This is a genomic window from Chroococcidiopsis cubana SAG 39.79 (assembly GCF_003991895.1).
Taxonomy (GTDB): domain Bacteria; phylum Cyanobacteriota; class Cyanobacteriia; order Cyanobacteriales; family Chroococcidiopsidaceae; genus Chroococcidiopsis; species Chroococcidiopsis thermalis.
Genome location: NZ_RSCK01000004.1, coordinates 90,487 through 102,764, shown reverse-complemented (window position 1 = coordinate 102,764; position 12,278 = coordinate 90,487). Strand labels below are relative to the sequence as shown.

At 45.8% G+C, this 12,278-nt stretch carries 16 protein-coding genes and 1 other RNA gene; 13 read left to right on the top strand and 4 right to left on the bottom strand.

Annotated elements, in window-relative coordinates:
• The first annotated feature begins 3 nt into the window (after nt 1-3).
• Nucleotides 4-501: a pentapeptide repeat-containing protein gene (locus tag DSM107010_RS04165; protein ID WP_041462395.1), complete on the top strand. Its 498-nt coding sequence runs from the start codon at nt 4-6 to the stop codon at nt 499-501.
• Nucleotides 498-1,664 (top strand): 5-(carboxyamino)imidazole ribonucleotide synthase, encoded by a 1,167-nt coding sequence (locus tag DSM107010_RS04160; protein WP_106169256.1) that lies wholly within the window; start codon nt 498-500, stop codon nt 1,662-1,664. Before DSM107010_RS04165 ends, DSM107010_RS04160 begins: the two co-directional genes overlap by 4 nt.
• On the opposite strand, the gene DSM107010_RS38155 is transcribed toward DSM107010_RS04160, so the two are convergent.
• A complete protein-coding gene (locus tag DSM107010_RS38155; RefSeq protein WP_158631732.1) occupies nt 1,644-1,811 on the bottom strand; it encodes a hypothetical protein in 168 nt (55 codons plus the stop codon). The two genes, DSM107010_RS04160 and DSM107010_RS38155, sit on opposite strands and share 21 nt — an antisense overlap.
• Nucleotides 1,812-1,832: 21 nt before the next feature.
• Here DSM107010_RS38155 and ssrS point away from each other — a divergent pair.
• The 4 genes from ssrS to DSM107010_RS04145 all read left to right on the top strand — a co-directional run bounded on the left by ssrS (nt 1,833) and on the right by DSM107010_RS04145 (nt 5,006).
• A non-coding RNA gene (gene ssrS / locus DSM107010_RS04155) (6S RNA) lies at nt 1,833-2,014 on the top strand.
• 230 nt (nt 2,015-2,244) lie between these two features.
• The gene (locus DSM107010_RS04150) at nt 2,245-3,510 is read left to right on the top strand and encodes a M16 family metallopeptidase (protein ID WP_106169475.1); all 1,266 of its coding nucleotides are present in this window, start codon (nt 2,245-2,247) and stop codon (nt 3,508-3,510) included.
• 33 nt (nt 3,511-3,543) lie between these two features.
• Nucleotides 3,544-3,720, top strand: coding sequence for a hypothetical protein (locus DSM107010_RS38150; protein ID WP_158631731.1), 177 nt, complete (start codon nt 3,544-3,546; stop codon nt 3,718-3,720).
• A 20-nt stretch (nt 3,721-3,740) separates the two neighbouring features.
• On the top strand, nt 3,741-5,006 hold the full coding sequence (locus DSM107010_RS04145; RefSeq protein ID WP_015153548.1) for a M16 family metallopeptidase: 1,266 nt from the start codon (nt 3,741-3,743) through the stop codon (nt 5,004-5,006).
• A 488-nt stretch (nt 5,007-5,494) separates the two neighbouring features.
• Here the strand turns inward: DSM107010_RS04145 and DSM107010_RS04140 are convergent, their stop codons facing one another.
• Complete coding sequence (locus tag DSM107010_RS04140; protein ID WP_015153547.1) at nt 5,495-5,788, bottom strand: hypothetical protein; 294 nt, start codon at nt 5,786-5,788, stop codon at nt 5,495-5,497.
• A gap of 483 nt (nt 5,789-6,271) precedes the next feature.
• Between DSM107010_RS04140 and DSM107010_RS04135 the strand changes: the two genes are divergently transcribed.
• The 5 genes from DSM107010_RS04135 to plsY all read left to right on the top strand — a co-directional run bounded on the left by DSM107010_RS04135 (nt 6,272) and on the right by plsY (nt 9,910).
• Nucleotides 6,272-7,060, top strand: coding sequence for an MlaE family lipid ABC transporter permease subunit (locus DSM107010_RS04135; protein WP_015153546.1), 789 nt, complete (start codon nt 6,272-6,274; stop codon nt 7,058-7,060).
• A gap of 131 nt (nt 7,061-7,191) precedes the next feature.
• Entirely contained in the window at nt 7,192-7,608 is a 417-nt protein-coding gene (locus tag DSM107010_RS04130) for a DUF3119 family protein (protein ID WP_127022434.1), read from the top strand.
• Nucleotides 7,595-7,735: a hypothetical protein gene (locus DSM107010_RS39380; protein WP_199755402.1), complete on the top strand. Its 141-nt coding sequence runs from the start codon at nt 7,595-7,597 to the stop codon at nt 7,733-7,735. The genes DSM107010_RS04130 and DSM107010_RS39380 overlap by 14 nt, the downstream gene beginning before the upstream one ends.
• Nucleotides 7,736-7,807: 72 nt before the next feature.
• A complete protein-coding gene (locus tag DSM107010_RS04125) occupies nt 7,808-9,088 on the top strand; it encodes a DUF3086 domain-containing protein (RefSeq protein WP_106547762.1) in 1,281 nt (426 codons plus the stop codon).
• 150 nt (nt 9,089-9,238) lie between these two features.
• Entirely contained in the window at nt 9,239-9,910 is a 672-nt protein-coding gene (gene plsY / locus DSM107010_RS04120; protein ID WP_015153543.1) for a glycerol-3-phosphate 1-O-acyltransferase PlsY, read from the top strand.
• A 14-nt stretch (nt 9,911-9,924) separates the two neighbouring features.
• Here the strand turns inward: plsY and DSM107010_RS04115 are convergent, their stop codons facing one another.
• Nucleotides 9,925-10,152: a hypothetical protein gene (locus tag DSM107010_RS04115; protein WP_127022431.1), complete on the bottom strand. Its 228-nt coding sequence runs from the start codon at nt 10,150-10,152 to the stop codon at nt 9,925-9,927.
• On the opposite strand from DSM107010_RS04115, the gene DSM107010_RS04110 reads away from it, so the two are divergent.
• Together DSM107010_RS04110 and DSM107010_RS04105 are read left to right on the top strand one after the other, a co-directional pair.
• A complete protein-coding gene (locus DSM107010_RS04110; protein WP_015153542.1) occupies nt 10,137-10,715 on the top strand; it encodes an L-threonylcarbamoyladenylate synthase in 579 nt (192 codons plus the stop codon). The genes DSM107010_RS04115 and DSM107010_RS04110 overlap by 16 nt on opposite strands.
• A 102-nt stretch (nt 10,716-10,817) precedes the next feature.
• Nucleotides 10,818-11,798 carry a sensor histidine kinase gene (locus DSM107010_RS04105; RefSeq protein ID WP_015153541.1) on the top strand — a complete coding sequence of 327 codons (981 nt, stop codon included), beginning with the start codon at nt 10,818-10,820 and terminating at the stop codon, nt 11,796-11,798.
• A gap of 30 nt (nt 11,799-11,828) precedes the next feature.
• Here the strand turns inward: DSM107010_RS04105 and DSM107010_RS04100 are convergent, their stop codons facing one another.
• Nucleotides 11,829-12,230 carry a hypothetical protein gene (locus DSM107010_RS04100; RefSeq protein ID WP_015153540.1) on the bottom strand — a complete coding sequence of 134 codons (402 nt, stop codon included), beginning with the start codon at nt 12,228-12,230 and terminating at the stop codon, nt 11,829-11,831.
• Nucleotides 12,231-12,278 lie beyond the last annotated feature (48 nt).

Here is a 12,278-nt window from a genome sequence, read left to right as displayed (position 1 = left end):
CACATGGTATTTTTGCGGCAACTGGCAGGATTATGTATCGCGATCGCTCTATTCGTGATTTGGGCTTTACCTGCCCAAGCTTTAGATTATCCGCCGCCGCTCTCCTACAGCAATGCAGAGCTGACAGGTAAAGACTTTTCGAGACAAATTTTAAGAGCCGCAGAGTTTTCTAATGCCAATATGGAGCAGGTTAATTTTACTGATGCTGACTTGCGCGGGGCAATTATGAGTGCTTCAGTGATGACACAGGCAAACTTGCACGGTGCAGATTTGAGTATTGCTATGGTCGACCAGGTAAAAATGACTGGAGCCGATCTGAGCGATGCTGTATTGCAAGAAGCCCTTTTACTCCGTACTATCTTTACTGGTGTTGATATTACAGGTGCAGATTTTAGCGACGCGATTTTAGACGGGGCGCAGGTGAAAGAATTGTGCCAACGAGCAAGTGGAATTAACTCAAAAACAGGTATTGCAACTCGCGAATCTTTGGGGTGTCAATGAAGCGTGTCGGTGTTATTGGTGGCGGACAGTTAGCTTGGATGATGGCTGATGGAGCCAAGAAGTTAGGGATCGAACTGGTAGTACAAACACCAAATAAGAGCGATCCAGCAGTAGCGATCGCCACAGAAACAATTATCGCCGCGATCGACGATGCCGAAGCAACAAAAGTCCTAGCTGAAGATTGCGAGATCGTGACTTTTGAAAATGAATTCGTCAACATAACCGCTTTATCAACTTTAGTCGAGCAAGGAGCCTGCTTTCGTCCTGGGCTAAATGTCTTATCTCACATTCTCGATAAATACGAGCAACGTTGCTATTTACAGCAAATTGGTTTACCTGTCCCCAAGTTTATCGCTTTAGAAGAATCAAATGTAGGGGAGCATAGCTATGCTCCCCTACAAAAGTTTCCTGTCGTACTCAAAGCTCGTCGTCACGGATATGACGGACAAGGGACTTTTATTATTAAGGATGCGGAGACTTTACAAGAAAAACTATCTGCATCTCGACATCCAGAGAAACAGTCTCAGTATCTATTAGAAGAATTTATCCCTTTCGATCGCGAATTGGCAGTTATCGCTGCTCGTTCCGTTACAGGTGAGATAGCAATTTATCCCATTGTCGAGACGCAGCAGCAAGAGCAAGTTTGTCGGCGGGTATTTGCCCCTGCGGATCTTAGTGCAGAATTAGTTCAAGACATCGAAGCGATCGCCCGCACGTTTTTAGAAAGTCTACAAGCTGTTGGTATATTTGGGATCGAATTATTCCTCACCTCAGAAGGTAAGGTATTGGTCAATGAAATTGCTCCCCGCACTCATAATTCTGGACATTTTACCCTAGATGCTTGTGAAGTCTCGCAATTTGAACAACATCTTCGCGCTATCTGCGGCTTACCATTGGGAAATCCTACCCTCCGTAGTGCTGGGGCGTTGATGGTAAATTTATTAGGCTATGAAACTGCTTCTGGGCGCGACTATCTCGCCCAACGCCAACAAATCGCCCAAATTCCTCAAGCATACCTTCGCTGGTACGGCAAAACTGCATCTCGCCCAGGACGCAAGCTAGGACACGTCACCGTATTATTAGACGATCGCAACCGTCACAAAGCAGAGGCGATCGCCCAACAGATTGAATCCATTTGGTATTCAGTCATCAGTTATCAGTGACCAGTGGTAAGTGGGGTAATGGGTAATGGGTAATGGGTAATGGGTAAATGGGTAGTTGGTAGTTGCTTCCTTGTCCCCCTTGTCCCCCTTGTCCCCCTTGTCCCCCTCTTCCCTCTTCCCGACTCCCGCGTGCTTGTCGATTCTCACTAAAAAGTTATAATAGTTGGAGTTCAACTGCGGCGTTGGTGACTGCCAATAATGTTTTTGATCTATGCTTAAACATTTAAGGGAGTCAAAATTGCTAACGGCAGTAGACCGAGCAAGTACTCGGAAACTTTAAGTTCAGCTAATCGATTCCCACCTGGATTTTCCAGGTCAAAACTGAGGTAAGACGGCGTTGCGGTGGACTTACAAGCATGAACTCCTTTAGCTAATAGCTGAAGGAGTTTTTGATTTTGGTCAGTTATCAGTGACTAGTGACTGGTGAGTGGTGACTAGAAAAGAGTCCAGCCACTAGTTCCACTAGCCACTCACCAATTACCCATTACCAATAAATTTTTGTATCAATTTATGCAACTCATTATTTGTGCTAACAGTAATATAAATAAACTTAATGTAGTCTTAATTTGGGCTTAAGCGTTTGTCGCCTCTATTGATAGCACCGAGTCACTCGCCGACTATTCTTCAATTAGATTCTGGTTTAACTCTCATACATCAATACCTTCCTACAACTACAGTGGTAGTCACAGATGTTTGGTTGCGGGCAGGTGCGATCGCAGAGCCGGAAGCATGGTACGGGATGGCTCACTTTCTGGAACACATGATATTTAAAGGGACGGAGACGATCCCGCCAGGAGTGTTCGATCGCGTCGTGGAAAACAGAGGTGGAATGACAAATGCTGCTACTAGCCACGACTACGCTCACTTTTATTTAACAACTGCCGCTCCTTACTGGGAAGATACGCTGCCGTACTTGGCAGAATTGTTGTTAAATGCTGCTATTCCAGAAGACGAATTCGATCGAGAACGGGAAGTTGTCTTAGAAGAAATTCATGCTTGTTACGACGATCCAGACTGGATTGGATTTCAAACTCTGAGTGAAAGTATCTACCAACAGCATCCCTACGGGCGATCGGTTCTGGGTACGGAATTGGAGTTAATGCAGCACTCACCAGAGGCAATGCGGTGCTTTCATCGCGCTCATTACCAACCCGAAAATATGACGGTAGCGATCGCAGGTGGAATCGAAACAGAACGAGCGATTGAAATCGTCAACCTCAGTTTCGACCGATTTTTGCCACGGATAGAATTACCACCTGTAGAACTGGTCAAAAAACCACTGCTAGCCGGAATTCGCCGCCAGGAATTATATTTACCAAGACTGGAACAAGCACGGCTACTTATGGCTTGGATCGCACCAGGTATCGACCAATGGCGCAGTGCTTATGGTTTAGATCTGATTTCAGTTATATTGGGCGCGGGACGTTCTTCCCGCTTAATCCGCACTCTCAGGGAAGATAAACAATTAGTCCAAGCAATCAGCAGCCAGTTTTCCCTACTGCAAGATGCTAGTTTATTTACCATTAGTGTTTGGTTAGAACCGCAACATTTAGAAAGAGTAGAAGAATTAATTTGCGCCCATTTAGAACAGTTACAGACAACTGCGATCGCCCCGGAAGAACTCGCGCGCGCTCAGCGAGTTCTGTGTAACGACTATGCTTTTTCCACCGAAACACCAGAACAACTGGCAGGGTTGTATGGTTACTATCAAACTCTAGGCGAACCAGAGTTAGCCACAACTTATCCCCAGCAAATCAAATCCTTCGATTCCGTCGAACTCCAACAAATTGCTCAACAATACCTTTCTCCCTATTCCTACGCGGTAACAGTCGTCAAACCTTGTTAGTCTAGGGAGTAGGGACAAGGAAGCAGGGTAGCTTTGTGTGCAGGTGTGCAGGGGGGAGAAGAGAGAGTCGCGGAGCGCAAGATTGCGCAAGGTCGCGCTTGGGAAAAACTGCCTCTCGCAAGAGCGCAAGAGCGCCTTTCACCAATTACCCATTACCAACTACCAATTCCCTACACAGACGTTACATGTAACGTTTCTACTGATAACTGATAACTGATAACTGATTTCCCGTGACAACCTCTTTACCAACTCAACAGATCCATCGCACAGTTTTACCTAATGGCATGGTTGTGCTGGCGATCGAAAACCCAGCCGCAGACATTGTTGCTACCCGTATTTTTCTCAAAGCAGGGAGTTGCTGGGAACCACAACAGCAAGCTGGGTTAGCGCATTTGCTATCTGCGGTGATGACAAAGGGAACCACAGAACTATCCTCGATGGAAATTGCCGAACGGGTAGAGTCCGTTGGCGCAAGCTTGAGCGTGGATGCAGCCTCAGATTATTTTCTGTTGAGCATGAAAACTGTTTCAGCAGATTTTCCCGAAATCTTGGCATTAGCAGGGGAACTGTTGCGATCGCCCTCATTTCCTGCTGCTGAAGTGGAACTCGAACGACGGCTGACAATCCAACACATTCGTTCCCAACAAGAACAGCCATTTACAATTGCTTTTGACCAACTCCGACAAGCAATTTACCAAAATCATCCCTATGCTTCTTCTGGTTTGGGATGGGAAGAAACGGTAGCTAAAATCGAGCGAACTGACTTACAACAATATCACCAGACTTATTTTCGTCCTGATAATGTTGTCATTAGCTTAGCAGGTCGAATTACAGCCGATACCGCGATCGCCCAAATTGAAAAAGTTTTTGGCGACTGGGAAGCGCCGCGATCGCCCATACCACCATTGCAGTTACCCAGCCTGACTCCCGCACCTCAGCAGCTCAAGATTGCTCAGCCGACCCAGCAATCAATTATCATGCTGGGCTACTTAGCTCCTTCCGTCCATCAATCAGACTATCCAGCTTTAAAACTGCTGTCAACCCATTTAGGTAACGGGTTATCTAGCCGCTTGTTTGTCGAACTGCGCGAAAAGTTGGGCTTAGCTTACGAAGTTTCGGCATTTTACCCCACGCGCATGTCACCCGCTACGTTTGTCGCCTACATCGGAACTGCACCAGAAAATACCGCGATCGCCCGCGATCGGCTACAAACGGAAGTAGAGTTACTATGTCAAGCACAACTCAGCACGGAAGATTTACAAACAGCCAAAAATAAGCTTCTCGGTCAATATGCCCTTGGCAAACAAACGAACGGACAAATTGCTCAAGTATATGGTTGGTATGAAATTTTAGGGTTGGGAATTGAATTCGATCGCTCCTTTCAACAAGAAATTGCCCAAGTGAGCGCTGAAGCAACACAACAAGCAGCTTGCCGTTATTTACTCGAACCCTATATTTCTATGGTTGGACCAGAAACGGCGATTGGCGATCGATAACTTGTTTGTAAACAGTTTTTAGCAATTATTACAACCGATGAAACCTCATAAACTTTAATAAATTAGCAAGCTCTGCCCGAAGAAAGCCATGCTACTTTAAATGAAGGCACAAAAGGAGATTCTTAAGAGAAAAAACTCTAGAGATTAGAGCCTGTGCCTCCCGCTCTAGTCCTATCGCAAAGTACCTGAACTTGACAATACCTCACTTGTAGTAGAAGAAACGTTGAGTGAAAGAAACGTTCTTGCCTAAATATTTCTACTTTCTCGCAAACAAAAGGAGGTGTCCGGTTTACTGAAGAATCCTGATTGAGCGACGACAAATACAAGCCAAGTTTGATTGTCAGGTAAATTGCGAATTTGTCCACCCTATTTGAGTTCATCTAGTTTTTGCTGCTTTTAACTAAATCCAAACTCTCTGAATAACCCGCCTCCAAAATCAATTAACCGAGGCGGGTTTGCTATTTTAATCAGTTATCAATTATCAGTTATCAGTCGCCCCGCAGATTTTGATAGCGGTAGAATGCATATGTATCGAACAGCGCTCCGACTAAACTACAAGTCATACCGATGATACACAGCCCTCGCCAAGCACTACCACTGCCAAATGTAGCTAAGAACTGTTGCATAGCAGAAGCAATTGCCTGACCGATTCCTTGCAAGCCAGGAACGTACTTCAGCAGAGACACGCTTGCTAAACCCCCACCAATTAGAAATGTGGGGACGACAAAGCTCAGAATAATTGTCAGTAATAGAGAACGGAGAAAATTAGGCAGAATGCTCATGAAGCGTACTCTGGTCAATCGGTTGACAATGAAAATCCGATACGAGTGCCACTTTCTACAATAAGAGCGATCGCCTACCGTTGCCGCAAATTTCAAAAATCTTAAGCGATCGTTAAAAGTTTTGTCTACAACTTCAAAGCGATATTAACGATCGGGGAATTAGATTAAATTTTTCTGGCGGAGCGTGGCGAGACTGTAACGTATTTTTATTGCTAGCTAAGTAAGACATAGTAGGCGATCGCAGCATCCACCCCTAACAACGGCTTCCAACTTGAGTTAATCGGCAAATTTCTCAGATTCACTTAACAATTGGTAAACATTGACGAAGCGAACCTTGACAAGACGGCGCGATCGAACGACACAATAAGGCAAAAATCTATCTATTGCTAGAGTGAAAGCTAGCGATCCTAACTTAAGTTATTTTGCACCTAGTGATTCTGAACTTAGTTATTCTGGACACAGAGTTTATCGAGCAGAGGAAAATTGAGCGAAGTCAGACCAAGTTCTTTCCTGGGAGTATGGAGTCAGCGATTGCTGGCAGCAATTTTACTAGGTGGGCAAGTCCTAATTCACTTGCTCCAAGGTAGGATTCATCGCCGAAATACTGTAGAACAGATGGCAGCAGTGGGACCGGACTCATTGCTAATCGCCCTCATCACAGCAGTTTTTGTCGGCGCAGTTTTTACGATTCAAGTAGCACGGGAATTTATTCGATTTGGAGCAGGAACAACAGTTGGCGGGGTCTTAGCTCTTGCCTTAACTCGGGAACTCGCACCTGTATTGACAGCTGTAGTTCTCGCGGGGCGAGTTGGTTCTGCATTTGCGGCGGAAATTGGCACGATGCGCGTCACAGAGCAGATTGACGCTCTTTATATGCTCAAAACCGATCCAATTGATTATCTTGTCATTCCGCGCGTGTTAGCCTGCTGCGTCATGCTGCCAATTTTGACCCTATTATCTGCAATTACAGGTATGATTGGCGGCTTGGTGATAGCAACCAACTTGTATCGCCTATCTCAGAGCGTATTTATTGATTCAGCCCGCAATTTCTTAGATGTCTGGGATGTTACTAGTGCTTTAATCAAAGGTGCTGTTTTCGGAGCAACGATCGCAATTATTGGATGCAGTTGGGGTTTGACAACCACAGGGGGAGCCAAGGGAGTCGGACAATCAACCACAGCTGCTGTAGTCACGGCGCTACTATCAATCTTCATCATGAACTTTTTCTTATCTTGGGTCATGTTTCAAGGCTTGGGGCGCTCGACGTTGTAAGCAGGGAGCGCACGCGCAGAGAAGCTTCAAGTGCAACTACCAATTACCCACTCCCCACTCCCGACTCCCGACTCCCGGCTGAACCTTAAAATAAGAGTGTTAGAGTCTATTGTTCAGGCAGGACAAAAACAGTGACGACTTCCCCATCTGTAACATCAACCGTTCAGCTTGCTCCCAGCTACAAGCTGCCTTTATTCATAGTCTTAGGGGCAATTCCTCTAATACTCGTTTCAGCCTGGGTAGGTGGCATAATTGCCTTATTTGGTTTGTTTCTGATGTTTCAAGCTACAACCCTACGGCTACAATTCACTGATACTGCCTTAGATATCTACAGAGGAGAAACCATCATCCGGCACTTTCCCTATCAAGAATGGCAACATTGGGAAATTTTTTGGCATCAAGTGCCGATCCTGTTCTACTTTCGAGAAGTGAAAAGCATTCACTTTTTGCCCATTCTCTTTGACCCCAAAATGCTACAAACTTGTTTAGAGCAACGCTGTCCAAGACTAGAGAGCAAGGGGGCAGGGAGCAGGGGTGAAGAGAGCTGAGGGGGACAAGGGAGACAAGGGGGACAAGGGGGAACTCGCTCTTCCCCACGACCGAAGGGAGTGGGGATTAGGAGGCGAAGGGGGACAAGGGGGACAAGGGGGACGAGGAAGCAATTCTAGTCACTAGTCACCAGCCACTAGTCACTGATAATTGATAACTGATAACTGATAACTGATAACTGATAACTGATAACTGATTATGACTTCAGATGAATCCCAAACACCAAAGCCAGATAATCAACCTTGGGAAGATTCAGAGGAACAAGACAAACCTCTAAACTTCTCAATGGATGCGCCAAATGGGAAATTAGAAGAAATAAATTTACTAGATGAATCTCAATCTGAATCTAATACAGATAAAGATACAGATACGGACTTAGATTTAGAAAACTTTAACTTTTTTGCCTCGCCATCCGAAGAAGCAGAAGATGAGTTTTTGCAAGAGTTAGTAACGCCAAATTCTGCAAGAGAAACTCCAGCGGAAACGCCGCTCATTCCACTGGCAAAACCATCCAACTTGTCTCAATTGCAACAGCAGGAACAAGCCTTAAGACAAGAAATTGCACGCCTCCAAGCAACGCACAAACAGCTATCTGCTCAATTAGCGCAAACTCAATCTGCTATGAGTAAAGTGGTGCAAGAAGGTCTTGCTCAAATGGAGCAACGCAAGCAAGCATTACAAATTTCAATCGAACAGTTAGAACGGCGGCAAGAACGCATTCGGACGGAAATGCGGACGAGTTTTGCTGGAGTTTCCCAAGATTTAGCAATTCGAGTGCAGGGCTTTAAAGACTATCTCACAGGCAGCTTGCAAGATTTGGCAACAGCAGTAGAGCAATTAGAGCTAGCACCAAAAACTAGACCAGAGCCGCAACCAGCAACTAGACAACCCAAACCTCAAGAGCCGGAGCAACCCGCCACGCCTCAATTTACCGAACAGAGATTTCAAGCTACCACAAAACAAATTCGCCGCCTGCTCGACCAATACCGCAACCAACCAGATTATTACGGTCCCCCTTGGCAACTGCGCCGCACGTTTGAACCAGTGCAGGCGGAACGAGTATCCAATTGGTTTTTCAAGCAAGGAGGACGAGGTGCTTTACGAACTACAGGTAGTCGCCTACAAAATATTCTAATTAGCTCGGCGATTATTTCAATTCTATACACCTTGTACGATACTCGGCTCCGCATCTTGGTCTTAGCTAATACCCCCGAACGGCTGGGAGATTGGCGGCGTGGTTTGCAAGATTGTCTTGGCATTTCTCGCACAGATTTTGGACCCGATCGCGGTGTAACCTTGTTTGAAGATGCAGAAGCAGCTGCCATCAGAGCCGAAAGAGCGATTGAAGCCAATCAAATGCCACTGATTATCATTGATGACTCCGAGGAAAAAATTAGCCTCTCTCTGCTACAATTCCCTCTATTACTAGCCTTTGCCCCCGATCCCCAAACTCTTAGAGAAAGAGATTTTGATTATTAATGGGTAATGGGTAGTTGGTAATGGGTAATTGGTAGTTGCTCCCTTGTCCCCCTTGTCTTTCTTGTCCCCCTTGTCCCAATTTTGAATGCGTGAATTTTGATTTTAGAATTTAAACTGTCTCCCTTGCTTTCAAAAAACTAGCCCTTACGTATGACTATCTGGCTCACTCTGTGCGTAGTAACTTTACTAGTAGCGTATCTAATTGGCTCTACGCCCACTGGTTTCACGCTAGCAAAACTTTTAAAAGGAATTGATATTCGCGAGCACGGTTCTGGTTCAACTGGAGCAACTAATGTTTTAAGAACCTTAGGCAAGGGACCAGGCGCATTTGTATTAGTTATTGATGCTCTCAAAGGGGTTTTAGCGATCGCCCTCGTACCTTGGCTGTTTAGCTTTGCTAGCGCTCAAAATCTTCTGCCTCCTACTGTTGACCCTACGCTCTGGCTGTCCTGGATGGTAACGTTATCGGGGTTAGCAGCCATTTTGGGACATAGCAAATCGATTTGGTTGGGGTTTAGTGGGGGAAAATCTGTCGCTACGAGTTTGGGCGTATTATTGGCGATGAATTGGCAGGTTGCTTTAGCAACTGTCGGGGTATTTGGCGTTGCGATCGCCATCTCGCGGATCGTCTCACTCAGTTCGATCGCAGGCGCGATCGCAGTTTCGCTATTGATGCTGCTATTTCATCAACCTTTACCTTACGTCCTGTTTGGGATAGTAGGTGGTATCTACGTCATTCTGCGCCACAAGAGCAATATTCAACGCTTACTAGATGGTACGGAACCTCAACTAGGGCAAAAATCATCTACCGCAAATCAGTGAACAAGTATCAGTTATCAGCGAACAGGGTATGGGGTATGGAGTGTAGGGTGTGGGGTATAGTGAGTGGTGGGTGGTAAGTGGCTTAATTGCGACTTGCAACTGCGAGCATAGCGACTTGGAATTGCTCCGCGACTCTCTCTTCCCTCTGCACACCTGCGCACCTGCTCTCTGCCCCCTTGTCCCCCTTGTCTCCCTTGTCTCCCCTTGTCTCCCTTGTCTCCCTTCAATGCCCCAAGTTTCAATTGCCGAACTGGTTGCTGGTGTCCGCGCTGGTTGCGTGGTTAGCTTTCCTACCGATACCGTTCCTGCATTGGCGGCTTTACCAGAGCGAGCCGATCTAATCTTTGCAACCAAACAGCGCAGTCAAGATAAGCCGTTGATTTTGATGGGAGCAAAGGCAGAAGATTTGTGGGATTACGTAATTGGGACGGAAGCAGAATGGCGAGTTTGGCAACAGGTAGCGGCACAATATTGGGCTGGGGCTTTAACTTTGGTACTGCCAGCAAGCGATCGCGTCCCTCAAGCCATGAACCCTACCGATCCTACGACTATAGGCGTGCGCGTTCCTCAAAGCGCGATCGCGCGAGAAATATTAGCTCAAACTGGACCTTTAGCTACTACCAGCGCTAATTTATCGGGGCAACCACCATTAGAAACCCTGACAGAAATTGCAGCTCAGTTTCCCGATGTTTTAACCCTACAAATCTCAGATGTTTCTGGAATCGGCGTTCCTTCTACTGTAGCTAAGTGGATGGGTAGTGGTTGGGTAATTTTGCGCCAAGGAGCGGTAGTGTTAGAGATATAATTATCAGTTTTAACTACGGAACTATCTTGGTCGAGAGAGGCTCAATGCTACCAAACTCAGGGTAAGATTTCAATTTTTTGTGGTGTGAGTCTTTGGGAAGTTATGAGCTGGAATGAATGGGTGTATTTATTATTTGGGCTGTTTTTAGGACTGAGCTTAGGTCTAGGTGGACGCTGGTGGCTAGACAAATCTAAGCGCTCGCTTACTGCTAATAATGCCAACGATCCCACACTTGAGCAGAAGCCTCTCACGGCAGATAGGAATGAGATCCTGGCTCTACAAAGTCAGCTACAGCAAAGCCAGATTGCCTATCAGCTAGCACGGGAAATGTGCCAGTTTAAAGCCGGATTTCTGACAAGAACCGCCCATGAATTGCGATCGCCGCTCAACAGTTTAATCGGTCTGCACCAATTGATTTTATCCGATCTATGCGATGACCCTGCGGAAGAGAGGACATTTATTGCCCAAGCTCATCAGTCAGCGTTGAAGCTGATGAATTTAATGGATCGGGTGATCGATGTTTCTCGACTAGAACATGGCAGGTCTCCGCTAGAAATCCAGCCAGTTAATTTAGCCGGGCTATTGACAGACGTTTATAATTCTACTTATCTCATTGCTGCTAATCGCAATCTGCGGTTACAACTGTCCCTACCTGAAACCGAAACTTATGTCTTAGCCGACCCGCGCTGGTTGCGGCAGGTTGCGATCGATCTACTTGACATTTGTTTGACTCAAATGCAAGAAGGAAACATTCTTGTTTCTACACATTCCTGTCTTGCTACTAACGAGATGGCAATTTGGCTAGATGCCGAACTACCACATCAGATTTTGTCAGATTCAATTGATGTATCTCAGAGCGATCGTATATCACCATTAGAGATCAAAGATTTTACTTTTTCACCAGGAATGATTCTGCTATTGACTCAGACTCTTCTCGATCTGATGCACTGTCGGTTAGAAATTCTATCAATGCCAAACTCAATATCAATAGACGAAGAGAATGAATCTTACACGCGACTGCAATTAATGATTCCTTTGGTAACTCTCGAACCTGAAACCGTTTCGGAAGCAATAGAAAACTAGAAAGAATTTCGTCTCTCATCCCTCATGCTTCTACTGACAAATCCATTTCCACAAAGGATGGCTTTTACCCTGCTGGCGAATTTGCTGTACTTGTTTCGCTAAGCGACGCAACTCCTTTGGTGGTAGTCCAAATAGTAAAATGCGACCCTGCCAAAGGAGATTAGAAATTGTCATGACCGCACAACAAGCCAAACCAAAAGTGGGTAAAGGATTATAATAAAGCCCGTATCGCACGGCTACCCAAGTGAAATATTGCAACAATAAACTAATTTCATAACGCAGTCCCCAAAGACTTAAAACACCAACACTCAGCCACAAACACCCTACGACTAACCATCTGCTATATGCGATCAGCAGATACAGCTTTTGTACTTGTCGCTCAAAAGTTGGGTCAAGTTCTATCGGTACAAAGGGTGGGTCTTCTGGCTGCATCTGATGGGGGAGTCGAGAGGAAGAAGTCAAAAGTCAAAAGTCAGAAGT